Consider the following 26676-nt stretch of genomic DNA (forward strand, 5'->3'; position numbering starts at 1 on the left):
GGGTGAAGACTCCCAGATATCAGCTGACAGTGCGGGCGGTGGCGGCCGCCGCCGTCGCGCTCGCGGGATCGTTCTACGCCGTTCCCGCGCTGGCCGAAACCGGGGGAACCCAACCCGCCCCTGCAGCCTCGCCGTCGGCTGCCGCTGGTCCGACTGTCTCCAGTCCGGTGGCGAGCAGCCCGGCGGTCTCCACCCCCGCAGATCCCCGCCCGGCAGTCCCCGGCCCGGCAACGCAGGGAATCAGCGACGCCGGACTCGCGGAGGCCGTCCGGCGCGATCTGGGCATGACACTGGAGGAGTTCAACGCCGCAGGCCAGCTGGCCAGGACCGCCGCCGACGCCGTCCCTTCCCTGCGCGATCTCCCCGGCTATGTGGGGACCCGCCTGCAGGGAGGCAGGATTGTCGTCGAAGGCAGCGGCGCCGAGCTGCAGGCCCGGGTCAATGAACTGAACGGGCCCGGAACCGCTGCTGTGTTCGACCTCGTCGCGCCGGCAGTTCAAGCGTCCGCTGCTCCGTCCGCTGCTGCCGCAGCGGCTCCTTCGCCGGCTCCTTCGGCGGCTCCTTCGACTGTTGAAGCCTCCGCAGCCGCCTCGAAAGCCCCGTCCGCTGCGGAGCTGGTGGCCTCGAACACAGATCAGCTGTTTGAAGCCTATGTCCGCGAGGTCGGGCCAGCCGGGCTGCAGGCCGTGGCCTACTCCGGCGGCCGCTTCATTATCCGCACCGGCGGGACGAATGCGGCTGAAACCGGTCCGGCTCAGGCCCCGGGCCAGCTAACCGCCCCGGTCCCCGCGACGACCACCTCCCCGGCGCCCACCCCAACCACTCCTGCACCAGCCCCGGCGCCCGCCACAACCCCACCCATTCCCACTACCCCCGCCCAGGCGTCCGGGAAGATCTCCCCGGCCGACTTCGTGGCCCGCTACGCCAACGTGCAGCTGGAACAGGGGTCCCCGGTTAAGACCGAAGCGGATGTCTACGGCGGAGAGGGATACGTCATCGATGCAGGCTACTGGCGGACCATATGCTCCACAGGTTTCGGTGCCTACAGCTCGGCCGGACTGCCGGTCGTGCTGACGGCCGGGCATTGCGCCGAAGACGGCACAGGCACGGTCATCGGTCTTGAGCCTCCGGCCTCCTCCACAGCAGGCGGCGCGTCGTTGCCCTTGCCGGCCAGCCTCCTGCCGCTCGGCAAATTCGGTTTCAGCCAGTTCGGGGGAGTCAATAACTCACCTGTCCTGGACCCCCTATGGGAAAAGGGCGATCCGGGAGACCCCGGGAACGTGGGCACCGACATCGCCGTCATCGAGGGAATCAACGGCGGTGTCAACCTCCAGGCAGCAGCGACCACCTGGGCCGACGCCGCGAACCCCGCCGCCACCTCCGTGAAGATCATCGGCACGGTTGCCCCGTTCCAGGGCCAGGACGTGTGCCGTTCGGGTCGGACCGCGGGCTGGTCCTGCGGGCAGGTGGAGGAAACCGGCATTTACGTGGTGGGCGGCAGAAGCATAGCCCCGGAGGATGTCCGTGCCTTCCGCGGATTCCTCTCCAAGAACGTCCAGTCCAGCGGCGGAGACTCCGGCGGACCCTGGATCAGCGGCAACTTCGCCGTTGGCACCCACTCCGCAGGCGAGACGTCCGGCGAGAACTTTGCCATCGCCACGACCCTTGAGGACTCCCTCACCAAGATCCCGGACGCCGTGCAACTCCAGCTGTTCCTGAACAAGCCGGAGCTCGTGGCGCCGCAGAACTTGACCTTCATGGCCGGGCAACCCATCACGGGCCGGGTCCCGGCGGCCCCGGCGTCGGCCGTTGCCGCCAACTCGAAAGTCCGCATCACCGTCGATAAGAAAACGGCGGAGGTGCCTGTCGATGCCGCCGGCAACTGGGCCTTCCCGGCACCCAAAACCACCGGAAAACTGACCCTCACCGCCGAGACGGTGAACGGATTCAGCCGCTCGGGCGCCGCTGCCTTGACCGTCAGCGTGACCAAACTGGACGCGCCGGTGGTAACCACCCCGGCCGAGGGGGCGGCACTGAAAACCGTCACCCGCATCGACGGCACCGGAACCCCGGGGCTAACGGTGAAACTCACGGGCGACATCAGCGGCTCCGCAGCCGTCGCACCGGACGGCCACTGGACCATCCTTGCCGACGCACCCGCCCCCGGCAGGCTAGCCATCCACGCCGTCCAGACGTCCCCCGGCGAGGTGGACAGCCCCGCCGTCACCCGGAACTTCGCCCTCGCCCCCGCGGCGCCGGCCGTCACCGGCATCGGGGACGGCACCGCCCTCAGCCAGGAAGCGCTTCGCGGAACAATCTCCGGAACCGGCATCGGCGGCGCCGACGTTGCCGTGCTGATCGACGGACGGCCCGTCGGCACAACAAAGGCCGGTGCCCGCGGGGTCTGGAGCATGCCGTTCCCAGCCGGTCTCGCACCGGGGCAGCACACACTTTCCGCCACCCAGGCAGTCGACGGCGTTGCCTCGGACCCGCTGCTGGTGACCTTCAGCGTTGACGCGCCGGCCGTAGTTCCCCCGGCGGCAGCGGCAGCACCCGACACCCCGGCAACCCAGCCGGCAGTGCTTCCGGCCGGTTCCGGCCAGCTGCCCGACACTGGCGCCGGCGACTTGGCCGACACCGGCGCCGGTTCACTCCTGCCGACGGCGGGTCTCGCCGGTGGCGCGGTCCTGCTGGGCGGTCTCCTGCTGGCCGGTGTTCACCGGGCCGGGGCAGGGCGCCGCGCGATCCGTTAACCCCGGCCCCTACTGGAAGTCAGCAAGCCAGAGGTCCGGGCCGAACACCTCGTACTGGATATCTTTGGCCGGCACGCCACCGGCCACCAGCGCGCTCCGGACGGACTTCAGGAACGGCAGGGGACCGCAGAGGTAGTACTCGGCGTCGTCGGGGAGTTCCACGGCCCCGACGTCCATAAAGCCGGAGAACTCGGAGCCGGCAACAGTCCCTCCCGCGGCGGGATCCGCGGGAGGGTTGAGGAACCACGTCTTTAGCGACCCGTCCGTCAACGCAGCCAGATCCTCCCGCACCTGCCCCCGGAGCGGGAACGACGCCTCGCTGTCATCGGCATGCAGCAGCATCACCTGGCGCTGGGAGCCGGACTTGACGAGGTGCGAGAGCATGCCGGCCATCGGGGTGATCCCGATCCCCGCGCTGGCCAGCACCAGGGGGCGGTCCGTGTACTCCAGCACCACATCGCCGAAGGGCGCCGAGAGCACCACCTCGTCGCCCACCTGGATCTCGTTGTGAAGCAGATTGGACATCTCGCCGTCGGGCGTCTCGAGGCCGTGGACCCGCTTCACCGCGAACTGCCGGTGCTGCCCGTCGTCGGCCTTCGTGAGGCTGTATTGCCTGGGCTGGTGGACGCCGTCGTGCATGGGCATCTTGATCGTGACGTACTGCCCGGGCAGGGACGGCTTGACCTCGCGGTCGTCCATCCGCTCGACCACGAACCGGACGACGTCGTCCGTCTCCTGGACCTTCTCGGCCACCCGCCAGGTCCGCCAGATCGTTTCCGGGGTGAGGTGCACCGCGTTGTAAAGCCCACGTTCCTTGTTAATGAGCATGTTTGCCATCAGCCAGTAGACCTCGTCCCAGGCGGCGGCGACATCGGGCGTGACGGCATCCCCGAGCACATCCACGATCGCCCACATCAGGTGGTCATGGACAACCTGGTACTGCTCCGGGCTCAACCCCAGGGAGACGTGCTTGTGGGCGACCCGCGACAGGAGGTGGTCCGGAATCTGGTCCACGTTGTCCACGAGCAGCCCGGCGAACGCCGCAATGGAGCCGGCGAGGGCCTGCTGCTGGCGCCCGTCCGCCTGATTCCCGCGGTTGAAGAGGCCATCCAGCAGGTCCGGGCGCGCCTCGAACATGTGTTTGTAGAAGCGCTTGGCGATCTCCTCGATGTTCTCGCCGACGACGGGCAGCGTTGCCTTGATGACGGGAAGTGAGGTGTCTGAGAGCATGGTGGATCCCTTCCGGTGTGACCGGTTATACCCAGTGATGTCGGGCGAATCAGCACTTCCAAGCTAACAGTCCGGGCACAGGGCCTTCCGGGTCCATCGGCCCTACACCGACGGGATGGGTCGGGGTACCGCGAGCCGCTCGAGGCCGCTGTCGCCCGGCTGCGTGCTCGCCGGAAGGCCCGAGTTCGCCGGAAGCCGTCGCTGTCGCCCGGTTGCGTGCTCGCCGGAAAGCCCGAGTTCGCCGGAAGCCGTCGCTGTCGCCGTATGGTTACGGCGTCCCCGAAGCTCTCGGGCGACCCCGGTGTTTTCGCCCGCTCAGGCGGCAGGCGACCCCGGTGTTTTCGCCTGCTCAGGCGGCAGGCGAACCCGGTGGTATCGCCCGGCCCCCTCTGGCCCCGCCCGGCCCGGCCCCGCTGTGCCTCAGGCCTTGCGGTCCAGCAGCAGGTTGGTGATCCGCAGCGTGCAGAGCCGATCGCCGGCCGCATTGTTGATCAGCACCTCGTGGGTGGTGACGGTACCGCCGAGATGGATGGGGGTCGCCGTGATGGTGATCAGGCCCTCCCGTGCCGACTTGTGGTGGGTGGCGGAGACATCCACGCCGACGGCCGTCTTGCCCAGGGTGCTGGCGTGGATGACCGCGGCCCAGGAGCCCACTGCCTCCCCGACCGCCAATGAGGCGCCGCCGTGCAGCAGGCCGAACGACTGCCGGTTTCCCTCCACCGGCATGGTCGCCACCACGCGCTCCACGGATTCCTCAATGATCTTCACGCCCATTTTTTCGTCGAGTTCGCCGAGGGTGATCTTCCACAGCTCGGCGTTCCGGGGCTCAGGGGTCATAACGTCTCCTCTTTGGCCGGAAAGCCAAGGGCTCAGGCCGATCAGTGCCCCCGCAGCTAGTGTGCGGCAGGCCTCATTCATGTACTGTAGACATATTACCGAACGGACGGTCAGTAATGCTGGCCGTGTTGATCTTGCCCCTGTTGGAAGGACCCGTCAACGATGACCACCACTGCAACTGCTCCGGAACCCACAGTAGACACTGTCGGGATCGTTCCCAGCTTCATCCGGGATTCCTGGTGGACCCCCGACGCCGGTTCCGCATCCGGCGCGGCTTCCGTCCTGGACGCCAGCACCGGTGAACTCCTCGCCAAGGTGAGCACCGAGGGACTGGACCTCGCCGCCGTCGTGGATTACGGACGCACCACCGGCCAGGCGGAACTGGGCAAACTGACTTTCCACCAGCGTGCGCTCAAACTCAAGGAGCTGGCGCAGTACCTGAACGGCCGCCGCGACGAGTTCTACGCGCTCTCCGCCCAGACCGGCGCCACCAAGATCGACTCGATGGTCGACATCGACGGCGGCATCGGCGTGCTCTTCACCTTCGGCTCCAAGGGCCGGCGCGAACTGCCCAACGCCCAGGTGATCGTGGACGGCCCGATGGAGGTGCTGTCCAAGGACGGTTCCTTCGCCGGCGAGCACATCTACACCCGCATCCCGGGCGTCGCCGTGCAGATCAACGCCTTCAACTTCCCGGTGTGGGGCATGCTCGAGAAGCTGGCCCCCGCGTTCATCGCCGGCGTGCCCACGATCGTCAAGCCCGCCACCCCCACCGGCTACGTCACCGCCGCCGTGGTCAAGGCAATCATCGAATCCGGCATCCTTCCCAAGGGTTCGCTGCAGCTGATTTCCGGCTCGGTCCGCACCATCCTGGACCACCTGGACTACCGCGATATCGTGGCCTTCACCGGCTCCGCCTCCACCGCCAACACACTTAAGTCCCACGTCAACGTGGTCAAGGGCGGGGTCCGCTTCACCTCGGAAACCGACTCCCTGAACGCCTCGATCCTGGGCCCGGACGCCGTCAAGGGCACGCCGGAATTCGACGCCTTCATCAAGTCCCTCGTGACGGAGATGACCGCCAAGGCCGGCCAGAAGTGCACCTCGATCCGCCGGGCCATCGTGCCCCAGGAGCTGGTGCAGGACGTCATCACCGCCGTGGGGGAGCGGATCCAGGAACGCATCGTCCTCGGCGACCCGCGCGCCGAAGGCGTCAACATGGGCGCCCTGGCTTCCCTCGAGCAGCTCGCCGACGTGCGTGCCGCCGTCCAGTCCATGCTCGACGCCGGCGGCGAACTCGCATACGGCACGCTCGATTCGCCGAAGGTCACCAGCGCGGACGGCACGGTCGGCGTCGTTGAGGACGGCGCGTTCATGTCGCCCGTGCTGCTGAGCTGGGCGGACCCGGAAGCCGAAGAGGTCCACTCGCTGGAAGCCTTCGGTCCGGTCTCCTCGGTGATCGGCTACACGGACCTGGCCGACGCCGTCCGCCTCGCCGCCCGCGGCGGCGGCTCGCTCGTCGCCTCGGTCTGCACCAACGACCCCGACGTCGCCCGCGAACTGGTCACCGGCATCGCTGCCCACCACGGCCGGGTGCACATGCTCAACCGCGAGGACGCGCGCAGCTCCACCGGCCACGGTTCGCCGGTTCCGCACCTGGTCCACGGCGGCCCGGGCCGCGCCGGAGGCGGCGAGGAGCTCGGCGGCATCCGCTCCGTCCTGCACCACATGCAGCGCACCGCCATCCAGGGCTCACCGAACATGCTGACCGCCGTCACGGGCGTCTGGCACACCGGCGCCGACCGCAACTTCACGCTCGAGACCGAAGGCCAGCACCCGTTCCGGAAGCACCTGAGCACCCTGCACATCGGTGACGCGATCCGCTCCGGGCTGCGCGAGGTAACCCTGGACGAGATCACGAAGTTTGCCAACTCCACCGGCGACACCTTCTACGCCCACACCAACCAGGAGGCCGCCGCGGCCAACCCGTTCTTCCCGGGCATCGTGGCGCACGGCTACCTGCTGCTGGCCTGGGGCGCCGGGCTGTTCGTCGAGCCCGCACCGGGCCCCGTGCTGGCCAACTACGGCCTGGAAAGCCTGCGCTTCGTCACCCCGGTGGCCGCGGGCGATTCCATCCGGGTCACCCTGACCGCCAAGAAGATCACCCCGCGCGAGACCGACGAGTACGGCGAGGTGGCCTGGGACGCCGTCCTGACCAACCAGAACGACGAAATCGTAGCCACCTACGACGTCCTCACCCTCGTGGAGAAATAGCCGGGCACTGCACTGCCGCCCTGCGCCACCGACGCCGAGCGAGCCGCCGGCCACCGACGCCGAGCCGCCAGCCGCCGAGGTGAGATTTCGCGCCCATTGTCCCCGCGGACATGGGCGCGAAATCTCACCTCGGCGCGTATATTCTCCCGCTCTTTCCACCCCGCACCGGCGTAAAATTTTGCTCGTAGGAGGTGGCGAAATGACCCTAGTTCTAAACAAAGCCACAACGGTCCTGCCAGTCGATGATGTAGAGCGTGCCCACCGCTTCTATGCAGAGGCTCTGGGACTCCCTCACCGTGGAGTGGCAGACGACGGAAGCGACCTATTCGGCAGCGAAGGCGGCCCCATGCTGCAGTTGATGCCTGTCAGGGACGGAAAGCATTCTGAGCACACGACCCTGAGTTTTGAAGTCTCCGAGATCGAGCGGACCGTCCAGGAGATGGAGTCCAAGGGCATCCAGTTCCAGGATTACGACCTGCCGGATCTCAAGACCGAGAACCACATTTGTACAACGGATTCGGAGAAGTGCGCCTGGTTCATGGACACGGAGCACAACATCCTCTGCGTGCACGAGAACATCACCACAGCGGCTGATTACCAGCTCTAACCAACAGCATTTCACCCAGTACACCCAAGGGGAACAGCGTCCCGGCCTGCCGGGGCGCTGTTCTTGGGTCCGGGGAAGCCGCCGCCGCAACCGCCGGTGGCCGCCGCCGTCGGCCTGGGCAGCGCACAGGATGGTCCCCGGCCCGGCGCTGGACGCTGTCGTCCCCGCCGGGCGGGGGAACATTGACGTGGACACGCCGGTGTTGGTCGGCGAAATGGGTGTCGCGGCCCTCAATGTGCCCCCGGGCCGCTCGGGCGGGATCTGCGCCGAACAACACCGCGGGCAGAGCGCAAAAAACGGCAACTGTTATGGGTCCCGGCGGTCTTCATTGGGGTCCTGGGCCGTTGCGTCCCCGTTTCCGGCCCGCCTTTCGTCACGTACGCGTTTTTCACCTCGGCGCCGGCCAAAAGACACCAGCGCGGACAGGACCGCCAGGACGACGACGATTCCCGCGATGATCAGGATGAGCTGAACCGGTTCCATTGTGGTGCCTCTTCCCTTTGAAATCCTTGCTAGCGGCTCCCTGCCGCCCTGCTGGCTTTGAATACAAGGTGGGAAGTCGAGTGGGGCGGCGGTGTCGGCCTCCCCGGCGTTGGCTTCCCCGGTGTCGGCGCATGCTGCGCGACCGGGTGGTGCGCAGCCGGTGATTGCAGCCGGGTCAGGGCATTGTTGCGCCGCCGTGGGGCTCTATGGCGCGGATGGTGACGTCGACTGTGCCGGGGGTGAGGCCGGTGTGGCTGATGGTTTCACGCACGCGTTGTTGAACCGTTTCGGCGACGTGGAGGGCCGTGTAGGCAATGTCGGTGGCGATATCGAGGTGGACGCGTGCCGTTCCGTCGCTGATTGTCGCCGTGACGCCGTTGTGCCGGTAGGTGCCGTCTTGGCTGCCGGGATTGCGGAGGTTTTGCAGGGCGGCGGGACCGAGCCGGGCCAGGAAGCCTTGGATCGTGGGTTCAAGTCTGAGGACCCCGGGTGTTTCCAGTGCGGTGCGGGTGGCGATGGAAGCGATGAGCCGGCTGGTGATGATGGAGCCTTGGAGGGATTGCTCAGACATCGTAAAGGTCCTCAACAGTGATGTTGACGGTTCCGGCGCCGATACCGACGCCGGCCGGAAGCGCGTTGCTGATCTCGCGTCGCAACGACTCCATTGTTCGGGGGATCACGATGCCCGGGGCTGCGGCAACCCGAAGATCGACGATGAGGCGAGGACCGGCAGTGGTGGCGGTACCGGTGGTTCCGGAGGGGTGGTCTTCACCGGCGGGGCTGGCCACGGCTGAGCGTATTTCGATGCGGCAGCGCCGTGAGTGGACGCCGGGGATCGCTGCTGCCGCGAACCGGATGAGGGAGCGCAGGGCATGTTCGGTGATCTCCGTGGTGCCGCTGTCTGCGCTGCGCAGGAGGATTCTGCTGCCACGGCGGACTTCAGCGCGAGCCACGTCCATGATGGCGTTCTTTAGCGCGGGACGGGGTTTCAGCGCGGGATTGTGAAGATCGCTTTCGCGGAGTGAATGGGTTGCTTCACTGAGTCCCTGCAACCGGGTTCTGGCTGTTTGGCAGTGTTCGCAATGTTCTTCGTGTGCCGTGGGTGGCCGGTCGATGGTGGCCCAGATGCGGTCGATACTACGGCCGCAGCCGAGCCGGGGGATGTCATCTAGCGCCATTGGCTCATCCCTTCTGCTATCTGGTGCCGTGCCCGGGCGAGGGTGCCGCGTACGGCCGTGGGGCTGATCTTCAGTGTGACACCAATCTCGGCGTAACTGCGTCCGTGCATTTCCCGCAGCAGCCAACAGGCCCGCTGTGCCGGCGGAAGCGTGTTCAGTACAGCGGTCAGGCCATCCTGTTCGACGGACCATTCAGCCTCATGGGCCGGATCCGAAATGGCCGACACCGCGAGTACGCCAGCTTGGGCAATGGTGTCCATATCCTCCGGCCGGATGCAGTTCACGGCATGGGCGGACCGCTTGCGCAGCAGGTCCAGGCATTTGTTCGTCGCCAGCCGGTAGATCCAGCCACCGAAAGCATCGACATCAGCGAGCATGGGCAGACCGCGCCAGCTCGTTGTCAAGGTCTCCTGCACGATGTCTTCGGCTTCGCCATGGTCGTTGAGCATCCGATACGCCAGCCGAAAGAGTCTGTACTGATAGGTGAGGACCAGGTGTTCGAATGCTGCCAGGTCGCCGTCCTGGGCCCGCGCGACGATGCTCCCTTCGTCGGGGTCCGGTTCGAAGCCGGGGCCATGATCACCCATGCGCTGTCCATCCCGTCCGGTGGCATACCGGTGTCTGGCCCCAATATGCCACAGCCGGGCGACGCCGGGAACCGTGCCGAGGTTCCGTTGCCCAGTGAGGAAAAAAATCTGCGCCATCACGTGACGATTTCTGCCGGGTTTCGTCTTTATCGGTGTAAGCACGATCACCAGTCCACGAGGAGATGTTTTCCATGACAGAGACACCCAGAACCCCCGGAGCTGCCAGCGGCGTCGTGTCCTCACCCGAGGAGCAGAAGCGCGGCGGCGCGCTGGAACAAGTGAAGGTGAGGGACGCACTGCACACCGACCGCGGCGACACCACGATCGAGGAAACCGTAGTGCAGAAGCTGGCCGGCATTGCCACCCGCGAGGTTCCCGGCGTGTACGCCATGGGCAGTGCCGGCCGGAGGGCGTTCAGCGCATTGACCGAACGCATACCCGGTTCCCAGACCAATGTCAGCGGCGGCGTCAGCGTGGAAAAGGGCGAACGTCAGACAGCCATCGATGTCTCCATTGTCGTCGACTACGGGTTCTCCGTTGTGGAGGTCAGCCAGGCCATCCGCCGCAACATCATTCAGTCCGTTGAGCGCGCCACCGGGCTGGAAGTGCTCGAAGTGAACATCAATGTCACCGATGTCCACCTGCCCGACGAGGAACACGACGACCAGCAGGTCCAGAAGACCCAACTGCAGTAACCACCCGTCACAGAATCCTCCGCCAAGGGGAACGGGACGATGAGGAAAAAGGATGGCTATGTCTACTACACGTTGGTGCGTGACGATAGGTCTAGTACTGGGAATCGTTCTGGGCTTCGGCGGCTGGCTGGCGTTGCTGTCCGCGGTGATCCTCGGGTTTATCGGACTGCTGGTCGGCCGGGTCGCGGAAGGAAAACTCGACGTGCAGGCCCTGTTCGGTAGAGCATCGAGCCGATGAACCCGCCAGGAGCCCACGCCGGGCCCTTGCCCGGGGCCGGGGACGGGCCTTTGCCGGGGGCCGGGGACGGGGACGCCGGGCCGGACTTCGTCGAGACGGGCACGCGGGGGCAGACCGTCCTGGCGGCCAGGGTGATCGAGAAAATCGCCGCCCAGGTCGCCAGCGATGAGTCCTCCGCCGGCGGTTCCTCCGGCGGATTTCTGGGCATCGGGAACCGTGCTGACCTCTCCGCCCGGCCCAAGGCATCCGTGGAACTCGCCGGGAACATCGCGACTCTGAGGGTCGAGGTCGGGATGCGGTACCCGGTCCCGTTACGCCAGGCCACCGAAGCCTTGCGCGGCCGGATCAGGACCAGGGTGACGGAGTTGACCGGAGTTGACGTCCGAGAGGTTGACATCAGGATCTCGTGGCTGACCACCGACACCAACGGACGAAGGAAGTTGCTATGAGCCGGCACGGCCAACGGTCCTCGCGCCTGCGGCACCGGCCCAGCCGCGCCGTCCCGTCACTCATCGCCGGAATCCTGCTCCTGGCCGTCGGCGTCGCCTTGGTCTGGCTGACCATCATCCGGCTGGTCAACGGCACCTGGCCCACCCTCCTGCAGGGACCACGCGACTGGCTCGCCGCGCTGGCGTGGAACGACCCCGCTGTCCGGCAGATCGGGATAGCCGCCATCGTCGCAGGGGTGATCCTGTTGCTGTGCGCCATCATTCCCGGAGGGTTCAATGCCCTCACAATCGATGATTCCCGCAGCGTCGCGGGGGCTGAGGCGCCGCCGGTGCAGGAGCGGGAAACAGTGATGACCCGCCGCGCCGTCGCCCGCCTGGCGAAAGCCCGGTGCCTGCAGATCGACGGCGTCGGCTCGGCCGCAGCGACAGCCACCACCCGGCGCGTACACCTGAGCGTGGAGACGTCCCTGCACGAGCCGGGGGACCTGCGCACCAGGATCATCGAGGCTGTCCGGGCCCGTCTGGAAGAAACCGGGCTCTCCCCGGTTCCGCAGGTTACCGCCACGGTCCGGTCCAGAGAATAAGACCATTCGCGCACCCGCCCGCCGCGACTATTTGAAGGATGGTTTCCGATGAGACAGACCGCAGGAACCCTGAACCGGATCTGGCTGGCAGTTCTCGGCATCCTTCTCCTGGCCGCCGGTACCGCACTGCTCCTGCAGTCCAACGGGACACTGCATGCTCTTTTGAACACCGCCCGCCTTTGGGAGTCGGTCGTCACCGGTGACCTGCACGCGTTCTTTGCGCAGCCGTGGGTGGCGGCCACCCTCCTGATCATCGGCGTCATCATCGCGGTGCTGGGGCTGCTGTGGATCATCGCCCAGATCCCACGGAAAAACACGGCAGGCGCCTACCGCCTCCATGACGACGGCAGCCAGGGATTCACCCTCTGCGACCCGTCCGTCCTCGCCGCCGCCGTCGAAAGCCGGATCAACACCCTCCCCGGTGTCGTCAGTTCCGCGGTCCTGCTGCGAGGAACAGCCAGAGCCCCCGACCTGAGCCTGAGGGTGACGGTCAATGACAGGGCCGACGTCCAGGACGTCATCCACCGCCTCCAAACATCCACCCTGCCGGAGCTCTCCTACGCTCTGGAGGCGCCCCTGCAGCGCAGCCAGCTGCAGATCGACATCAGCGGACGAACCCAAAGCACCGGGACCGTGGTGCATTCCACCGGCACTGTCATCTACTAGCCAAGGATCCTTTCGTGCGACGAAGCGCTCCTGTCGGTTCCGTAGCGTCTGCGTCAGGGGGATCGGGCCGCTGGCCGCGTGCTGGCCGCGTGCTGGCCGCGCGACAGAGTCCGCCGTCGGCCGTGCGGGGGCACATTGACGCGGATACGCCGGCTTTAGTCGGCGAAACGCGTCGCGCAGCCCTCAATGTGCCCCCGGACCGCTCGACCCCGGACCGCTCGACCCCGGACCGCTCGACTCCGGACCGCTCGAGCTTGGACTGCTCGAGCTTGGACTGCGCCGCCGATTGCTGAGGCCGCCCCCTGCGAACCGGGGGTTGCCGTGTGCTGGAGAGGCGGGCCAGGCCGACGTTGTCTGCTGGCCAAGGCACCGCGCTCATACTGTCAGCCGTCAGGTGAGACAGGGTCGCTGGCCGAGTGCCGACGTCGGCCGTCGGTCGGGCGGGGGCACATTGACACAGAGACGCCGGTTCTAGTCAGCGAAAAGCGTCGCGCAGCCCTCAAAGTGCCCCCCGGAGCGCTTGAGTGAGGCCGGAGCATATCCCGCGCCGCGGCCGTCAAGGACCGTCGGGACCGTCGGGGCCCTCAGGCCGGGACCACGGGGACACGGGGCGGGATTGGAGCACGCCGTCGACCGTCAGGTCCACGCGTTCATTGAAGAAGCTGATGAGGCCGTGGATCTGCGCGGCGTCGAGGAACCGCCGGTCGTAGCTCCACGCGATGTTCCGGCCCTGCGGGGAACCCGGGTGGCTCCAGTAGCTGGCCTGGCCCTTGTACGGGCAGATCGTCCGCTTGGGGCTCTCCTCCAGCAGGTCCAGCCGCACGTCCGCTGGCGGGATGTAGTAACGCACCGGGAGCAGTGTCTCGTAGAGCAGTTGCGCGCCGTTCGTGCGGGCCAGCGTGACGCCGTCGAGCGCCACCTGCACATCCACGGACGACGCGCGGATGTCGACGCGGTGGAACGGATCCCGCGGGTGGCCGATGATCTCCTCATCGTCCTCAAGCCAGTTGAAGGCGTCGAAATCCAGCACCACATAGCCGGCCAGGTCGGGGTCCTCGGGCCGGAAAGCAGCCCGGGGAGCCGTCGCCTCTGGAATTACGACGTCGAGTTCCTCGCCGGCGCAGGTGTGCCTGCCGAACGACGTCCCGGGGTCGAGCGACGTCGGGGCCGCGCCCTGCCGGATGGCGACGGGGTGTTCCCGGACCGGAGCCGCCGGCTGGGCAGGCGGGGCGAGCTCGGCCAGCAGTTCCTGCTCCGGCACGGCGTAGATCGGGGTGATCCGGCGCGGTTCCCAAATCAGGCAGGCCTGCAGCGTGTCGACGACGGCGGTCCGGCCGAGGCTCGCGCGGACCCTTTTGGCGGTGGGCTCGTACCGCAGCTGGGGGAAGGTGCCCAGGAGCACCCGGGACAATCTGGTGGCCATCTTCCCAGCGTGGCCCGGGCGCGGGGCGCGGTCAATGGGATTTTCGCAGCGCCCCGGACCAGGCACCTGCCGCGGGACGTGGAGGCCGTGGGAACGTGCTGGGCGGTGCGGACAGCACGAGGAAGCGGGCGGCTTACTGCGGGACGTGGAGTCCGTGGAAGGCCATGGTGATGACGTCGTCGGCCAGCTTCTCGGGGGAGAGGGAGCCGCCGGGTTTGTACCACTCGACAATGGAGTTGATGGTGCCGAAGAGCAGCCGGGTGACGGTGCGGGGGTCGATGTCCTGACGGAGCGAGCCCTCGTCGCGGGCGGCGGAAATCAGGGCCGCGACCTTGTGATCGAAGGTGCGCCGGCGTTCCATGGCGTCGCGTTCGATCTCGGTGTTGCCGCGCAGGCGCAGCAGCAGGGTGACGAACGGAAGCCGCTCCACCAGCACGGAGATGGTCTCGCGGAGCACGAATTCGAGCCGGGCCTCGGCGGTGCCGGTCTGGGCCCGGGGCTCGTCCAGAATGGCCTCGAGGCCGCCCAGGGCGTGGTCCAGCGCAAGCTTCAGCAGGTCGCCCTTGGACGGCACGTGGTGGTAAATGGCGGACTTTGAGATGCCCAGGTTTTCAGCGAGGATGCCCATGGACGTGGCGTCGTAGCCGTGGCGGTTGAAGACGTCGACCGCGATCACCAGCACCGACTGCTGGTCATAGCCGGGACGGCCGCGTTTGGTGCTGCTTGCTGTTGTGGGCATAGTCGCTAGTTTCTCACGATCAGGAGATCAGTCAGCCCGCCGGGCGGCCCGGGGCGGGCCGTCCGGCGGGCTGACATGATGCGGTCAGGCCTTGGGACGCATGTCGTAGATCCGGCGCAGCTTTCCGTTGGACCGCTCCAGCGAGCCGGGCTCGACGACGTCGACCGTGCAGGAGGAGCCGACGTGGATCTTGATCTGCTGCTGCAGGACCTTGGCGGCGGAGGTGACACCCTCGACCGTGACGGACTCGCGGCGTTCAATCTTGACGGTCAGCTGGTCCATCCGCTGGCCCTCGGGGCGGGTGAGCTCAAGCTGGAAGTGCGGGCTCAGCTCGGGGATGCGCAGCGCGATTTCCTCGATCTGCGACGGGAACAGGTTCACACCGCGCAGGATGATCATGTCATCGCTGCGGCCGGTGATGCGGCCCATGCGGCGGTGCGCGGGGCGGGCCGTGCCGGGCAGCAGGCGGGTGAGGTCCTTGGTGCGATACCGGATGATCGGCAGCGCTTCCTTGGTGAGCGAAGTGAAGACCAGTTCGCCGGGTTCGCCGTCGCCCAGGACCACGGTGGGGTCGAAGGCGTCAATGATCTCGGGGCGGAAGTGGTCCTCCCAGATGTGGCTGCCGTCCTGGGTTTCCACGGCCTCGCCGGCGACGCCGGGCCCCATGACCTCGGAGAGCCCGTAAATGTCGCAGGCCTTGATGTTCATCGTCACCTCGAGCTCGTGGCGCATTTCCTCGGTCCACGGCTCGGCACCCAGCACGGCGAACTTGAGCGAGGTGGAGGCCGGGTCGATGCCCTGCTTCATCATTGCGTCGGCAATGGTCAGCAGGTAGGTCGGGGTGGCCAGGATCGCGTCGGGCTTGAAGTCCTGGATCAGCGTGATCTGGCGTTCGGTCTGGCCGCCGGAGATCGGGATGACCGTGCAGCCGAGGGCCTCGGCGCCGGCGTGGGCGCCCATGCCGCCGGTGAACAGGCCGTAGCCGTAGGCGTTGTGGACCTTCATACCGGGGCGGACACCGGAGGCGCGCAGCGAGCGGGCCACGAGTTTGGCCCAGTCGGCGAGGTCCTTCTTGGTGTAGCCGACGACGGTGGCGCGGCCGGTGGTGCCGGAGCTGGCGTGGATGCGGGCCACCTCGTGCTGCGGCACGGCGAACATGCCGAAGGGGTACTCCAGTCGGAGGTCCTCTTTGGTGGTGAAGGGGAACTTGCCCAGGTCCGAGAGTTCGCGGAGGTCGGTGGGGTGGACGCCGTGGTCGTCGAACTTGCGCTTGTACAGGGGAACGCGGTCGTAGGCGTAGGCCACGGTGTGCTGGAGGCGGGTGAGCTGCAGTGCCTCGAGCTCGTCGCGGGAGATCATTTCTTCGCGGTCCAGGACAGCATCACTGGTGGGTGCGACGGTTTCTTGGGTCATCTGGGGTTCCCTGTTTCTATTTCTTGGAGATGGTGCGGCTGCGGCCGCGGAACTCGGCGACGAGTTCGCCCGGGAGGATATCGGTGGGGAGTTCGCCCGGGACCGTGGCAGTCGGAACGGTGGCGGCGGGTGCCGGGGCGGCGGGTGCCGACTGCGGCACCGGAGGCGCGCCCGCGCCGGGATCGGCGGCGTAGATCTGGATGTCGTACAGGCCGCTGCGTCCGGTGCTGGCGCGGCGGTTGGCGACGGCGGTCAGGACCTGGCCGCGGAACGCCGGCTTAATGAAGTTGATATCGACGCCGGAGGCCACGGTGATGGTTCCCTCGGCAGCCGGTTCCGGGTTGGCGGGGTTGCAGGCCAGCGCAAAAGCCGTGTCGCCGAAGGCGAAGATCATTCCGCCGTGGGCCATGCCGAACCCGTTCAGCATTTCCTGCCGGAGCTTCATGCGGATCGTGGCATGTCCGTCGTCCAGCGCCACAACTTCGATGCCCATCCACTCCGACGCGTAGTCGTCTTTAAGGATGGGGTGGGTGTCACCGGAAATCGTCAGTTCAGCCATGCGTCATTGCCTCCAGCTTTATTTACCGAATGTTCATTAGGTAATCCCATTTAGGGGCCTTCTGTCAAGAGCTGGCGGGCGGATGAAGCTGTCGGCGGACACGGCGAAGCCTTCGGAAAACGCTCGGAAAGCCGTGAAAACGTGCCGGACCTCGGGAAACGCGCGGGGCAGCCCGGGGCGCGGAGCGTCACGGGACTTGGGCGGGAGCCCCCGATGCGAAGCGGAGGGCCCGGAGGTCAGTTCCGTTCGAAAGTCAGGGACCAGGGTTCGCTGCCCCGGCCGGTCTCGGTCCATCCGTCCTGCCGGATGTCGCCGACGAGTTCGTCCAGGCTGCGTGTCATGCCCGGGGCCCATTTTTCTTCCGGCGGAACCGGCGAAACCGGCGTCGGGGAGACGAAGGTGGAGCTCGAGTAGCGGACCTCGTCGGCCACCCGGCCAACGAACCGGTACTGTGTGCTGCCGTACTGGGACGAAAGCGTGGCGAGGATCCGGGCCCACCAGGCCGTGCCGCCGATGTCCTGCAGTTCCACACGAAGCGTTTCCACGGGATCCTCCGCCCTGCCCACCAAACCGTTGCCCTCCACACTCGCTGGCGGGCGCCGGCCGGGTAAGGGGCCAAAGTCCTGCGGTGGGCCTGCGGGCGCCGCATGGAGAAACGGCAACAACAAGTGAAAGTATGGAGGGACCGAGCATCACCACGGCACAACCTAAGGGCGAACCATGGCCAAAGGAATCTACGTCAGCGCGACCACCCCGGGCTCCGGGAAGTCGCTCATAGCCCTGGGCCTGGCGGACACCCTGCACCGGCACGCGGACCGGATCGGGTTCTTCAAGCCCGTGGTCAACGGCCACTCCGCAGCCTCGGACCCCATGGTGGCCCTGATGAAGGCCCGGTTTGACCTCGAGGATGAACGCTGCCGGGGCGGGCTGACCTTCGCCGAAGTCCGCAGCCTGCTCGCCGAGGGCCGGCGCGAGGACATCGACTCACGCTGCGTGGAGATCTTCGCCGAAATGTCCCGGTACTGTGACGTCGTCATCGTGGAGGGGACGGACCTGACCGGCCAGGACGCCGCCGTCGAGTTCGACCTCAATGCCAGGCTGGCCAACAACCTGGCCGCCTCCATCATCGCCGTCGTCGGCGCCAAGGGCCGCACCGTCGCGGAGACCGTCGACGCCGTCGAGGTCGCCCGCAAGGAACTCGTCGCCGAACGCTGCTCGCTGCTGGCCATCATGGTCAACCGCGCAGATCCGGAGGACCTGGAGGCCATCGCCGCCGAGGTCCGCCCCGGCGCCTCGGGCCGGCCCGTGTATGTCCTGCCGGAGTTGGAGTCGATCGCCCGGCCCACCACCGGCGAGGTCGCGTCCGCCCTCGGTCTTGGCCAGGTGGCCGGGCTGCCTGACCTGGAACGTGACGTGCATTCGGTCAAGGTGGCGGCGATGAGCGTGGCCAACTTCCTGCACGTGCTCGACGACGGCGCGCTGGTGATCGTGCCCGGTGACCGTGCCGACGTGCTCGTCGCCTGCCTTGCCTCGTCGTTCTCGCCCGAGTTCCCGGTCCCGTCGGCCCTGATCCTGACCGGCGGCCTGGCCCCGGACCCCACCATCTACTCGCTGTTGGCCCAAGCCCCGTTCCCGATCTTTGCCGCCCCGGACGACACCTACGTGACCGCCAAGCGGGTCTCCGAGGTGCGCAGCGAGATCTGGTCCGGGCACCGCCGCAAGGTGGCCTCCGCCCTGGGCCTGTGGTCCAAGCGGGTGGACGAGGCCGAGCTGCTGGAACGGCTGCACCTGCCTCGGCCGGAACGGATGACGCCGCTGCGCTTCCTGCACGACCTGATCGAGCGGGCCCGGCTGCAGCGCCGTCACATCGTCCTCCCGGAAGGAAACGACGTGCGGATCCTGCGTGCCGCCGAGATCCTGCACCGGCGGGACGTCTGCGACCTCACGATCCTGGGCAACGAGTCGGAGGTCCGGGAGCTGGCCTCCACCCAGGGCGTCGACCTCTCCGGCATGAACATCGTGGACCCCGCCACGTCGGAGCTGCGGCAGCAGTTTGCGGAGGAGTACGCGCAGCTGCGGGCGCACAAGGGTGTGGACCTCGCCCGGGCGCTGGAACTTATGCTGGATGGCAGCTACTTCGGCACCATGATGGTGCAGCTGGGCGTGGTGGACGGGATGGTCTCCGGCGCCGCGCACACGACCGCCCACACCATCCGCCCGGCCCTGGAGTTCGTCAAGACCCGCGAGGGCGTGAAGATCGTTTCGTCCGTGTTCCTGATGCTGATGCCGGACCGGGTCCTCGTGTACGGCGACTGCGCGGTCAACCCGGACCCGAACGCGGAGCAGCTGGCGGACATCGCGCTGGCCTCGGCCGAGACCGCAACCCAGTTCGGCGTGGAGCCGCGGGTGGCCATGCTCTCCTACTCCACCGGAGGCTCCGGCACCGGCGAGGCGGTGGACAAAGTCCGGCAGGCCACCGAGCTCGTGCGGTCACGCCGCCCGGACCTCGCCGTCGAGGGTCCCATCCAGTACGACGCAGCCGTGGACGCTGCCATCGCCGAGTCCAAGATGCCGGGCTCAACCGTCGCAGGGCAGGCGACCGTGTTCATCTTCCCGGACCTCAACACCGGCAACAACACCTACAAGGCGGTGCAGCAGTCCTCGGGGGCGGTCGCCGTCGGGCCCGTGCTGCAGGGACTCCGCAAGCCGGTGAACGACCTCTCCCGCGGCTGCACGGTGGAGGACATTGTGAACACGGTGGCCATCACCGCCGTCCAGGCGCAGTCGGCGGAGGCCGCCACCGTGAAGGCCCCCGCGGCTGCGCATGCCTAGTCAGCTAATGCCTGGGCAGCTGCCCACGCGTAGTCAGCGGCCCATGCTTAGTCAGTGTTTTCCGGCTCCACCGGGCTGTCGGTTTCTTCTTCCTTGGCGGGCTCGTTGGCCAGGCCCGACGGCGTGAGGTCCAGGTCCTCCAGGTTCTCCGGGGCCTCTGGGGCTTCTCCGGTCTCGGCGGCCTTGAACTTGCCCGTGTCGTCCAGCGCCGGGTTGGAGCCCTCGACGCCGGTGGGATCCGGCTTGCCGGAACCGCTGGCGGGCTCGGTGCCCTCCGGCTCGGTGCTGTCCTGCTGGGTCGTGTCGTCAGTCATGAAGGTCCCTTCGTGAGTTGTGCAGTTGCTCCGCCGACTCTAGGCGCCCGCCGCGGCTTACGCAACGAATGGGCGCCCTCGCCGGTCCGGCAATTTATAGTGGGTCCCACGGAGCGCTCCGCCAGGCTCCGGCGTGATGCCCGTCCCGACGCACCCTCCGGGGTCAGCGCAAAAGCCAAGGCGTAGGAGGCCCCATGCTCGTGCTCGTTATCAACTCAGGCTCATCCTCGCTCAAGTACCAGGTCCGCGACGTCGAGGCCGGCAGCGTGCTCGCCGAGGGACTCGTCGAGAAGATCGGCATGGGCTCCGGCGGCGAGGGCGACGGCGCGCCCGAGGGCCCCCGCGACCACGCGGAGGCCCTGGAACTGGTGGACGCGGAGATCCACAAGGCGCTCGGGGACCGGGAGCTCGACGCCGTCGGGCACCGCGTGGTGCACGGCGGGGAGCGCTTCGCCGAGCCGGTCCTGGTCAACAACGAGATCACCCGCGCCATCGAACGGCTCAACCCGCTGGCACCCCTGCACAACCCGGCGAACGTCCTCGGCATCCGCGCGATCTCGAAGAAGTGGCCGGACATGCCGCAGGTCGCCGTGTTCGACACCGCCTTCCACCGCACCCTGCCCGAGCACGCCTGGCGCTACGCGGTGCCGGACGAGCTCTACACCAACCACGGGATCCGCCGGTACGGCTTCCACGGCACCTCGCACGAATACGTCGCGCACCGGGCGGCGGCGCTGCTGGATGTCCCGGTGGATGAGTTCGACGCCGTCATCGCCCACCTCGGCAACGGGGCCTCGGTCACGGCGATCCGCGGCGGCCACTCCGTCGACACCTCCATGGGCTTCACGCCGCTGGAGGGCCTGGTGATGGGCACCCGCTCCGGTGACCTGGACCCGTCCATCCTCGTGTTCCTCGGCCGGGCCGGCTGGTCCCCGGAGGACCTCGACTCCATGCTGAACCGCCGGTCCGGGCTCAAGGGCCTCGCCGGCAACAACGACATGCGCTCGGTGGTGGAGGCCGCGGAGGCGGGCGATGCGAAGGCGGCCATGGCGCTCGCCGTCGCCTCCTACCGCCTCGCGAAGTACATCGGCGGCTACCACGTGGCCGTCGGCGGGGCGAAGGCCCTCGTCTTCACCGCCGGGATCGGGGAGAACTCGCACCAGTTCCGCACCCTCGTGGCGGAGCGGCTGGGTGCCCTGGGCATAGAGCTCGACGCCGGCCTGAACCGGGAGCGGTCCAAGGAACCCCGCGTGATCTCCTCGCCGTCCTCGGCCATCCCGGTGCTCGTGGTGCCCACCGACGAGGAGCGGGCCATCGCCGAGGCCACGTCCGCCGTCGTCGCCCGCTCATCGGTTGCTCCGTAACGGCCCTCCAAAATCCCAGGTAGCTAGCAAAAAATCCCAAGTAACAAGCAGTTGTGGCCGTTTTGAGCGTCCCAAACGGCCCCTGCTGCGAGCCACTTGGGCGGCGGGTAGCGTTGGGGGCATGACGGAACCCAAGCCACTCCCTCTGCCCATCCGGACCGGGCGGCTGGTGCTGCGCCGCTTCGAGGCCGGCGACCTGGACGCGTACCACGCCTACCATTCGCTGCCTGAGACCGCACGCTTCCTGCCGGGGGAGGCGAAGAGCTACACCAAGTCGATGGAGTCCGTGGGCAAGTACGCCAACTTCGTGTTCGAGAAGGAGAGCGACTGGATCTGTCTGGCCATCGAGGCCGCGGATTCCCCCGGACTGCTCGGCGAGGTGGTGCTGAAGTGGCTGCCTGGCTGCGGCCAGGCCGAGATCGGCTGGAGCCTCGCCCCGGAAGCCCGCGGCAAGGGCGTCGCGACGGAATCCGCCGAAGCCCTGCTCAAGCTGGGTTTCGAGGAGCTCCACTTCCACCGGATCGATGCCAAGCTCGACGCGCTCAACACGGCCTCCGCGGCGCTCTGCGAACGCCTCGGCATGCGTCGGGAATCCACCCAGGTGGACAAGTGGCACTACAAGGGCCAGTGGGCCACGGAGGTCGTCTACGCTCTCCTCGAGCACGAATGGAAGTCCCGGCACTCCTCTTAGGGCTCACGTGGCCTGGGACTCACCCATTCGCCACGTATGGCCGCTATGCCGCCCGAGGGTGTGGCCGCGGTGTCACCCGTTTGCCACGTATGGCCGTTATGCCGCAGAGGGTGTGGCCCGGATGTCGCCCGTTTGCCACGAATGGCCGCTATGCCGCGGAGGGTGTGGCCCGGATGTCGCCCGTTTGCCACGAATGGCCGCTATGCCGCACCCATTTGCCACGAATGGTCGCTATGGGACCTCCCATAGCGACCATTCGTGGCAAACGGGTGCAGGAGCTGGTCAGTAGCTGGCGGGGGAGTCTCCGGCATGCGTGTCCCCATCTGCGGGAGAGCCGCCGTCGGGCAGGATGCCGTCGGGAGAGCCGCCGTCTGGCAGGAGGCTGTCGGGCCGGCCGCCGTCGGGCCGGACGAAGTCCGCGGCGAGTGCCTCCGAGCCGCGGGCCAGCAGCGCCACGTCGGCGCCCACCAGAATAAAGGCTGCCCCTGCGGCCAGGTAGTGGTGTGCGGTGGCGGGGTTGAAGGCGTTCACCCCGGCGGGTTTGCCCGCAGCAGCTGCAGTGGTGAGGCAGTGTTCGACGGCGGCGCGTACCCGGGGGTGTTCCTGCTGGCCCAGCAGCCCCATCGAGGCGGCGAGGTCCGAGGGCCCCAGGAAGATGGCGTCCACACCGTCCACGGCAAGGATCGCGTCCACCGCGTCAACGGCTGCCGTGGACTCAATCTGGACGGTGACGCTGATGGTCTCACTGGCGCGGGCAAGGTAGTCGGGGACCCGGTTCCAGCGGGCGGCGCGCGCCAGGGCGGAACCGACGCCGCGCACGCCGTGCGGCGGGTACCGGGTGGCGGCGACTGCGGCCTCCGCCTCGGCCGCCGAGTTCACCATCGGGATCAGCAGGTTCTGCACGCCCAGGTCCAGGTACTGCTTGATCAGCACGGTGTCGTTCACCGGCGGCCGGACCAGGGTGTGGACCGGGTAGCCGTTGACGGCCTGCAGCTGGGCCAGGATGGATTCGAGCCCGTTGGGGCTGTGTTCGGCGTCGACCAGCAGCCAGTCCAGCCCGGAGCCGGCGCAGAGCTCGGCCACCAGCGGGCTGCCGGAGCAGACCCACATCCCGGCCAGCGGGCGGCCGGCACCGCCGGTTTGGTTGCGCAGGGCGTCGCCGAATGTGGGGGCAGGTTCTACTCGAAGCGGCATGTGACAACTCCCAATGGTCCGTAGTCGGCGTGGACGGTATCGCCCTTGTAGACCCAGAGGGGCCGGGTGAAGGAGCCGGCGAGGATGATGTCGCCGGCCTTCAGCCCGTCCCCGTGGGCGGCGATCTTGTTGGCGAGCCAGTGCACGCCGTTGGCGGGGTGGTCCAGGACCCCGGCGGCGACGCCGGTTTCCTCCACGGTCTGGTTCTTGTAGAGGATGGCCGAGACCCAGCGCAGGTCCACGGCGTCCGGTCTGACCGGGTTGCCGCCGATCACCATGGCCCCCATCGCGGCATTGTCCGAGATGGTGTCCACGATGGTCCGGCCCTCCATCTGGATCCGGGAATCGAGGATCTCCATGGCCGGAATGACATAGTCCGTGGCATTGAGGACGTCGAAGATGGTGCAGCCGGGGCCGGCGAGGTCCTTCTTCAGCACGAAGGCCAGTTCGACCTCCACGCGGGGATGGGTGTACTTGTCCCATTCCACGGAGCAGCCCGTCTCCAGCACCATGTCATCGAAGATGGCGCCGTAGTCCGGCTCGGTGATGCCGGTGGCGGCCTGCATGGCCTTGGAGGTGAGGCCGATCTTGCGGCCCACCAGCTTCCGCCCGGCTTCCTCGTTGCGCTGCCGCCAGAGCTGCTGGACGGCATAGGAATCCTCGACCGTCATCCCCGGGTAACGGGCGGTCAATAGCGGAACCGGAGTCCGGCGTCGGGCGGCCTCCAGCAGCTCATCGGCGATGGCCTCAATCGTCTTGGCATCCAGCATGGCTAGAGCTGCGCGCCGAGCTTGAAGCCCGTCCGGTCACCTTCGGGGGCGCCGTCCTTGCGGGTGTAGGAGAAGCCGTCGGCGCCGACGGTCACGGCCATCTCGGACTTTTCCTCGCGGATGACGACGGGCTGCGGGTTCCCGTCGAGGTCCAGGACCAGGGAGGCCTCGGTGTACCAGGACGGGACCACGGGGTTGCCCCACCAGTCGCGGCGCTGGTTGTCGTGCACGTCCCAGGTGACGACGGGGTTGTCCGGGTCGCCGGTGTAGTAGTCCTGGGTATAGATCTCCACGCGGTGGCCGTCCGGATCCAGGATGTAGAGGTAGAAGGCGTTGGAGACGCCGTGCCGGCCGGGGCCGCGTTCGATCCGGTCGGAGATGCGCAGGGCGCCCATCTTGTCGCAGATCTGGATGATGTTGTGCTTCTCGTGGGTGGCGAAGGCGATGTGGTGCATGCGCGGGCCGTTGCCGCCGGTCAGGGCGGTGTCGTGCACGGTCTGCTTGCGGTGCATCCAGACGGCGTAGGAGACGCCGTCGGAGTCCTGGATGTCCTCCGAGACCCGGAAGCCGAGGTCCTCGAGGTATTTCCGGCCGCGCGGGACGTCCGGGGTGACCTGGTTGAAGTGGTCCAGCCGGACCAGTTCACCGGCGGAGTAAAGGTCGTAGCGCTGGGTGAGGCGTTCGACGTGCTCGGTCTCGTAGAAGAACTCGTAGGGGAAGCCCAGCGGGTCCTCGACGCGGACGGCGTCGCCGATGCCCTTGGTGAAGCCTTCCTTGCGGCGTTCGGTGCGGCAGCCGAGTTCCTTGTAGTAGGCCTCGGCGGCGTCCACCTCGGCGGGGGACTTCACCCGGTAGGCGAACGCGGCGACGGCGGCGATGGGTCCCTTGCGCAGCACCAGGTTGTGGTGGATGAACTCCTCCAGGGAGCGCAGGTAGATGTTGTTCTCGTCCTCCTCGGTCACGTGCAGGCCCAGGACGTCCACGTAGAACGCGCGGGATTTGGCGAGGTCGGTGACAACGATCTCCATGTAGGCGCAGCGGACAATGTCCGGAGCGGGGACCGTGGGGGTGGGGATGAAATTGGTCATGGTCTTCTCTCTTCGTTGAGGAGGGTTCTGGGGGAAGGTACGACGGCGGCTGGCCGGCTGGGGCGGCAGCGCCGCCTAGGCCCTGGGCCGAATTTAGGAGTGTGAGCCGAACTTAGGAGTGTGAGCCGAACTTGGGGGTATGAACGGTGCCGAGGGTGATGTGGACGGCCTGCTGGTCGGTGTAGAAGTCGATCGAGCGGTAGCCGCCCTCGTGGCCGAGTCCGGAGGCCTTGACCCCGCCGAACGGGGTGCGCAGGTCCCGGACGTTGTGGCTGTTCAGCCAGACCATGCCAGCCTCGACGTTCTGCGAAAAGTTGTGCGCCCGGGTCAGGTTCTGGGTCCAGATGTACGCCGCGAGCCCGTACTTCGTGTTGTTCGCCAGGGCCAGGGCTTCCTCGTCCGTCTCGAACGGTGTGATCGCCACGACCGGGCCGAAGATCTCCTCCTGGAAGATCCGCGCGTCCGGGGCGACGTCGGCGAACACCGTGGGCGCGATGTAGTTGCCCTCCGGGAGGTGGTCGGGGCGTCCGCCGCCGGCGAGCAGCCGGCCCTCGGATTTGCCGATCTCGACGTAGGAGGCCACCTTGGCGTAGTGCTCGGGGTGGACCAGGGCGCCGACTTCGGTCTTCGGATCGTGCGGGTCACCGACGACGATGTTCTTCGCCCGGGCGGCGTACTTCTCGCAGAACTCCTCGTACACGGCGCGCTCCACCAGGATCCGGGACCCTGCGGTGCAGCGCTCGCCGTTGAGCGAGAAGACCCCGAACAGGGCCGAGTCGATCGCGGCGTCGAGGTCGGCGTCGGCGAACACGACGCACGGCGACTTCCCGCCGAGCTCCATGGACAGGCCCTTGAGGTTCTCCGCGGCGTTCCGGAAGATGGTCTGCCCGGTGGTGGTTTCCCCGGTGAAGGAGATCAAGGGGACGTCGGGGTGTTTGACGAGGGCGTCGCCGGCTTCCTCGCCGAGGCCGTTGACCAGGTTGAACACGCCGTCGGGCAGGCCGGCGTCCTTGAAGATCTGCGCCCAGAGCGAGGCGGAGAGCGGCGTGAACTCCGCGGGTTTGAGGACAACACAGTTGCCGGTGGCCAGCGCCGGGGCCAGCTTCCAAGACTCCAGCATGAACGGGGTGTTCCACGGGGTGATGAGGCCCGCGACGCCGATCGGCTTGCGGTTGACGTAGTTGATCTGCGCGCCGGGGACCTTCATGGCGTCGTCGAACTGCGCCACGATCAGGTCCGCGAAGAAGCGGAAGTTCTCCGCCGCGCGCAGCGCCTGTCCCTTGGCCTGGGTGATCGGCAGGCCGGTGTCGAAGGTCTCGAGCTCGGCGAGCCGTGCCTCCTGGGCCTCGACGGCGTCGGCGATCTTGTTCAGGATGCGGGCGCGTTCCCGCGGCTTCATCCGCGGCCACGGGCCGTTAGTGAACGCTTCCCGGGCGGCGGCGACGGCGAGGTCAATGTCCTCCTTCTGGCCCGCCGCCGCGGTGGCGTAGTTGGTGTTGGACACCGGGTCCAGCACATCGAAGGTCTTGCCGCTGACGGAATCAACGAACTCGCCGTTGATGTAGTGCTGGATGTGGGTGGTCAGATCCTGCGGGACGTAATGGGTGGTGGCTACTTCGGCGGTAAACGTCATTGTTTTTCCTTACTGATTTTGCAAGCTGATATTGCAGCGCTGATGCTGCAACGCGGGGTCACTTACGGCCCATGC

Annotated in this window: 26 protein-coding genes; 11 read left to right on the forward strand and 15 right to left on the reverse strand. The window is 67.5% G+C overall.

Annotated elements, in window-relative coordinates; all coding sequences use genetic code 11:
- Window positions 1-2 precede the first annotated feature (2 nt).
- Window positions 3-2753 (forward strand): S1 family peptidase, encoded by a 2751-nt coding sequence (locus AC1MFL_RS12570; protein ID WP_479810157.1) that lies wholly within the window; start codon window positions 3-5, stop codon window positions 2751-2753.
- A 9-nt stretch (window positions 2754-2762) separates the two neighbouring features.
- Here the strand turns inward: AC1MFL_RS12570 and AC1MFL_RS12575 are convergent, their stop codons facing one another.
- Window positions 2763-3983 (reverse strand): globin domain-containing protein, encoded by a 1221-nt coding sequence (locus tag AC1MFL_RS12575; protein ID WP_479810159.1) that lies wholly within the window; start codon window positions 3981-3983, stop codon window positions 2763-2765.
- 420 nt (window positions 3984-4403) lie between these two features.
- Window positions 4404-4820 carry a PaaI family thioesterase gene (locus tag AC1MFL_RS12580; RefSeq protein ID WP_479810161.1) on the reverse strand — a complete coding sequence of 139 codons (417 nt, stop codon included), beginning with the start codon at window positions 4818-4820 and terminating at the stop codon, window positions 4404-4406.
- A 162-nt stretch (window positions 4821-4982) separates the two neighbouring features.
- Between AC1MFL_RS12580 and paaZ the strand changes: the two genes are divergently transcribed.
- Both paaZ and AC1MFL_RS12590 read left to right on the forward strand, forming a co-directional pair.
- Entirely contained in the window at window positions 4983-7094 is a 2112-nt protein-coding gene (gene paaZ, locus AC1MFL_RS12585; protein ID WP_479810163.1) for a phenylacetic acid degradation bifunctional protein PaaZ, read from the forward strand.
- Window positions 7095-7293: 199 nt separating this feature from the next.
- The gene (locus AC1MFL_RS12590) at window positions 7294-7701 is read left to right on the forward strand and encodes a VOC family protein (protein ID WP_479810165.1); all 408 of its coding nucleotides are present in this window, start codon (window positions 7294-7296) and stop codon (window positions 7699-7701) included.
- A gap of 658 nt (window positions 7702-8359) precedes the next feature.
- Here the strand turns inward: AC1MFL_RS12590 and AC1MFL_RS12595 are convergent.
- The 3 genes from AC1MFL_RS12595 to AC1MFL_RS12605 form a co-directional block, all read right to left on the reverse strand.
- The gene (locus AC1MFL_RS12595; RefSeq protein ID WP_479810167.1) at window positions 8360-8755 is read right to left on the reverse strand and encodes an Asp23/Gls24 family envelope stress response protein; all 396 of its coding nucleotides are present in this window, start codon (window positions 8753-8755) and stop codon (window positions 8360-8362) included.
- Window positions 8748-9143: an Asp23/Gls24 family envelope stress response protein gene (locus tag AC1MFL_RS12600; protein ID WP_479810169.1), complete on the reverse strand. Its 396-nt coding sequence runs from the start codon at window positions 9141-9143 to the stop codon at window positions 8748-8750. Before AC1MFL_RS12600 ends, AC1MFL_RS12595 begins: the two co-directional genes overlap by 8 nt.
- A 209-nt stretch (window positions 9144-9352) precedes the next feature.
- Complete coding sequence (locus AC1MFL_RS12605; RefSeq protein ID WP_479810171.1) at window positions 9353-10066, reverse strand: RNA polymerase sigma factor; 714 nt, start codon at window positions 10064-10066, stop codon at window positions 9353-9355.
- A 74-nt stretch (window positions 10067-10140) separates the two neighbouring features.
- On the opposite strand from AC1MFL_RS12605, the gene AC1MFL_RS12610 reads away from it, so the two are divergent.
- The 5 genes from AC1MFL_RS12610 to AC1MFL_RS12630 are packed head-to-tail and all read left to right on the forward strand — an operon-like array spanning window position 10141 to window position 12581.
- A complete protein-coding gene (locus AC1MFL_RS12610; RefSeq protein ID WP_479810173.1) occupies window positions 10141-10644 on the forward strand; it encodes an Asp23/Gls24 family envelope stress response protein in 504 nt (167 codons plus the stop codon).
- 58 nt (window positions 10645-10702) lie between these two features.
- The gene (locus AC1MFL_RS12615) at window positions 10703-10882 is read left to right on the forward strand and encodes a hypothetical protein (protein WP_226758630.1); all 180 of its coding nucleotides are present in this window, start codon (window positions 10703-10705) and stop codon (window positions 10880-10882) included.
- The gene (locus tag AC1MFL_RS12620; protein WP_479810175.1) at window positions 10879-11331 is read left to right on the forward strand and encodes an Asp23/Gls24 family envelope stress response protein; all 453 of its coding nucleotides are present in this window, start codon (window positions 10879-10881) and stop codon (window positions 11329-11331) included. Before AC1MFL_RS12615 ends, AC1MFL_RS12620 begins: the two co-directional genes overlap by 4 nt.
- Window positions 11328-11915: a DUF6286 domain-containing protein gene (locus tag AC1MFL_RS12625; RefSeq protein WP_479810176.1), complete on the forward strand. Its 588-nt coding sequence runs from the start codon at window positions 11328-11330 to the stop codon at window positions 11913-11915. Before AC1MFL_RS12620 ends, AC1MFL_RS12625 begins: the two co-directional genes overlap by 4 nt.
- A 48-nt stretch (window positions 11916-11963) precedes the next feature.
- Window positions 11964-12581 carry an Asp23/Gls24 family envelope stress response protein gene (locus tag AC1MFL_RS12630; protein ID WP_479810177.1) on the forward strand — a complete coding sequence of 206 codons (618 nt, stop codon included), beginning with the start codon at window positions 11964-11966 and terminating at the stop codon, window positions 12579-12581.
- Window positions 12582-13137: 556 nt separating this feature from the next.
- Here AC1MFL_RS12630 and AC1MFL_RS12635 read toward each other — a convergent pair.
- The 5 genes from AC1MFL_RS12635 to AC1MFL_RS12655 all read right to left on the reverse strand — a co-directional run bounded on the left by AC1MFL_RS12635 (window position 13138) and on the right by AC1MFL_RS12655 (window position 17260).
- Window positions 13138-14004, reverse strand: coding sequence for a DUF427 domain-containing protein (locus AC1MFL_RS12635; RefSeq protein WP_479810179.1), 867 nt, complete (start codon window positions 14002-14004; stop codon window positions 13138-13140).
- A gap of 133 nt (window positions 14005-14137) precedes the next feature.
- A complete protein-coding gene (locus AC1MFL_RS12640) occupies window positions 14138-14743 on the reverse strand; it encodes a TetR/AcrR family transcriptional regulator (protein WP_479810181.1) in 606 nt (201 codons plus the stop codon).
- An 84-nt stretch (window positions 14744-14827) separates the two neighbouring features.
- Window positions 14828-16156, reverse strand: coding sequence for a phenylacetate--CoA ligase PaaK (gene paaK / locus AC1MFL_RS12645; protein WP_479810182.1), 1329 nt, complete (start codon window positions 16154-16156; stop codon window positions 14828-14830).
- A gap of 16 nt (window positions 16157-16172) precedes the next feature.
- Window positions 16173-16715: a hotdog fold thioesterase gene (locus tag AC1MFL_RS12650; RefSeq protein WP_479810184.1), complete on the reverse strand. Its 543-nt coding sequence runs from the start codon at window positions 16713-16715 to the stop codon at window positions 16173-16175.
- 236 nt (window positions 16716-16951) lie between these two features.
- Window positions 16952-17260, reverse strand: coding sequence for a hypothetical protein (locus AC1MFL_RS12655; protein WP_479810185.1), 309 nt, complete (start codon window positions 17258-17260; stop codon window positions 16952-16954).
- Window positions 17261-17435: 175 nt separating this feature from the next.
- Here AC1MFL_RS12655 and pta point away from each other — a divergent pair, with 175 nt between their 5' ends.
- Window positions 17436-19547: a phosphate acetyltransferase gene (gene pta / locus AC1MFL_RS12660; RefSeq protein WP_479810187.1), complete on the forward strand. Its 2112-nt coding sequence runs from the start codon at window positions 17436-17438 to the stop codon at window positions 19545-19547.
- Window positions 19548-19594: 47 nt separating this feature from the next.
- On the opposite strand, the gene AC1MFL_RS12665 is transcribed toward pta, so the two are convergent.
- Window positions 19595-19861: a hypothetical protein gene (locus tag AC1MFL_RS12665; RefSeq protein WP_479810188.1), complete on the reverse strand. Its 267-nt coding sequence runs from the start codon at window positions 19859-19861 to the stop codon at window positions 19595-19597.
- A 194-nt stretch (window positions 19862-20055) separates the two neighbouring features.
- On the opposite strand from AC1MFL_RS12665, the gene AC1MFL_RS12670 reads away from it, so the two are divergent.
- Both AC1MFL_RS12670 and AC1MFL_RS12675 read left to right on the forward strand, forming a co-directional pair.
- Window positions 20056-21225 (forward strand): acetate kinase, encoded by a 1170-nt coding sequence (locus AC1MFL_RS12670; RefSeq protein WP_479810190.1) that lies wholly within the window; start codon window positions 20056-20058, stop codon window positions 21223-21225.
- Window positions 21226-21346: 121 nt separating this feature from the next.
- The gene (locus AC1MFL_RS12675) at window positions 21347-21916 is read left to right on the forward strand and encodes a GNAT family N-acetyltransferase (RefSeq protein WP_479810191.1); all 570 of its coding nucleotides are present in this window, start codon (window positions 21347-21349) and stop codon (window positions 21914-21916) included.
- A gap of 282 nt (window positions 21917-22198) precedes the next feature.
- Here the strand turns inward: AC1MFL_RS12675 and AC1MFL_RS12680 are convergent, their stop codons facing one another.
- From AC1MFL_RS12680 to hpaE, 4 genes are all read right to left on the reverse strand, one after another.
- The gene (locus tag AC1MFL_RS12680) at window positions 22199-23110 is read right to left on the reverse strand and encodes an HpcH/HpaI aldolase family protein (RefSeq protein ID WP_479810193.1); all 912 of its coding nucleotides are present in this window, start codon (window positions 23108-23110) and stop codon (window positions 22199-22201) included.
- Window positions 23095-23880: a 2-oxo-hept-4-ene-1,7-dioate hydratase gene (gene hpaH, locus AC1MFL_RS12685; protein ID WP_479810195.1), complete on the reverse strand. Its 786-nt coding sequence runs from the start codon at window positions 23878-23880 to the stop codon at window positions 23095-23097. Before hpaH ends, AC1MFL_RS12680 begins: the two co-directional genes overlap by 16 nt.
- A gap of 2 nt (window positions 23881-23882) precedes the next feature.
- Window positions 23883-24968 (reverse strand): 3,4-dihydroxyphenylacetate 2,3-dioxygenase, encoded by a 1086-nt coding sequence (gene hpaD / locus AC1MFL_RS12690; RefSeq protein WP_479810197.1) that lies wholly within the window; start codon window positions 24966-24968, stop codon window positions 23883-23885.
- 112 nt (window positions 24969-25080) lie between these two features.
- Window positions 25081-26601: a 5-carboxymethyl-2-hydroxymuconate semialdehyde dehydrogenase gene (gene hpaE / locus AC1MFL_RS12695; RefSeq protein WP_479810198.1), complete on the reverse strand. Its 1521-nt coding sequence runs from the start codon at window positions 26599-26601 to the stop codon at window positions 25081-25083.
- Between the last annotated feature and the right edge of the window lie 75 nt (window positions 26602-26676).

The sequence above is a fragment of the Arthrobacter sp. BG3 genome (genome assembly GCF_056680185.1).

Coding starts and splice junctions, on each gene's coding strand:
- AC1MFL_RS12575 (WP_479810159.1), bottom strand. CDS start 3,983: ATGCTCTCAGACACCTCACTTCCCGTCATCAAGGCAACGCTGCCCGTC.
- AC1MFL_RS12580 (WP_479810161.1), bottom strand. CDS start 4,820: ATGACCCCTGAGCCCCGGAACGCCGAGCTGTGGAAGATCACCCTCGGC.
- paaZ (WP_479810163.1), top strand. CDS start 4,983: ATGACCACCACTGCAACTGCTCCGGAACCCACAGTAGACACTGTCGGG.
- AC1MFL_RS12590 (WP_479810165.1), top strand. CDS start 7,294: ATGACCCTAGTTCTAAACAAAGCCACAACGGTCCTGCCAGTCGATGAT.
- AC1MFL_RS12595 (WP_479810167.1), bottom strand. CDS start 8,755: ATGTCTGAGCAATCCCTCCAAGGCTCCATCATCACCAGCCGGCTCATC.
- AC1MFL_RS12600 (WP_479810169.1), bottom strand. CDS start 9,143: ATGGACGTGGCTCGCGCTGAAGTCCGCCGTGGCAGCAGAATCCTCCTG.
- AC1MFL_RS12605 (WP_479810171.1), bottom strand. CDS start 10,066: ATGGCGCAGATTTTTTTCCTCACTGGGCAACGGAACCTCGGCACGGTT.
- AC1MFL_RS12610 (WP_479810173.1), top strand. CDS start 10,141: ATGACAGAGACACCCAGAACCCCCGGAGCTGCCAGCGGCGTCGTGTCC.
- AC1MFL_RS12615 (WP_226758630.1), top strand. CDS start 10,703: ATGTCTACTACACGTTGGTGCGTGACGATAGGTCTAGTACTGGGAATC.
- AC1MFL_RS12620 (WP_479810175.1), top strand. CDS start 10,879: ATGAACCCGCCAGGAGCCCACGCCGGGCCCTTGCCCGGGGCCGGGGAC.
- AC1MFL_RS12625 (WP_479810176.1), top strand. CDS start 11,328: ATGAGCCGGCACGGCCAACGGTCCTCGCGCCTGCGGCACCGGCCCAGC.
- AC1MFL_RS12630 (WP_479810177.1), top strand. CDS start 11,964: ATGAGACAGACCGCAGGAACCCTGAACCGGATCTGGCTGGCAGTTCTC.
- AC1MFL_RS12635 (WP_479810179.1), bottom strand. CDS start 14,004: ATGGCCACCAGATTGTCCCGGGTGCTCCTGGGCACCTTCCCCCAGCTG.
- AC1MFL_RS12640 (WP_479810181.1), bottom strand. CDS start 14,743: ATGCCCACAACAGCAAGCAGCACCAAACGCGGCCGTCCCGGCTATGAC.
- paaK (WP_479810182.1), bottom strand. CDS start 16,156: ATGACCCAAGAAACCGTCGCACCCACCAGTGATGCTGTCCTGGACCGC.
- AC1MFL_RS12650 (WP_479810184.1), bottom strand. CDS start 16,715: ATGGCTGAACTGACGATTTCCGGTGACACCCACCCCATCCTTAAAGAC.
- pta (WP_479810187.1), top strand. CDS start 17,436: ATGGCCAAAGGAATCTACGTCAGCGCGACCACCCCGGGCTCCGGGAAG.
- AC1MFL_RS12665 (WP_479810188.1), bottom strand. CDS start 19,861: ATGACTGACGACACGACCCAGCAGGACAGCACCGAGCCGGAGGGCACC.
- AC1MFL_RS12670 (WP_479810190.1), top strand. CDS start 20,056: ATGCTCGTGCTCGTTATCAACTCAGGCTCATCCTCGCTCAAGTACCAG.
- AC1MFL_RS12675 (WP_479810191.1), top strand. CDS start 21,347: ATGACGGAACCCAAGCCACTCCCTCTGCCCATCCGGACCGGGCGGCTG.
- AC1MFL_RS12680 (WP_479810193.1), bottom strand. CDS start 23,110: ATGCCGCTTCGAGTAGAACCTGCCCCCACATTCGGCGACGCCCTGCGC.
- hpaH (WP_479810195.1), bottom strand. CDS start 23,880: ATGCTGGATGCCAAGACGATTGAGGCCATCGCCGATGAGCTGCTGGAG.
- hpaD (WP_479810197.1), bottom strand. CDS start 24,968: ATGACCAATTTCATCCCCACCCCCACGGTCCCCGCTCCGGACATTGTC.
- hpaE (WP_479810198.1), bottom strand. CDS start 26,601: ATGACGTTTACCGCCGAAGTAGCCACCACCCATTACGTCCCGCAGGAT.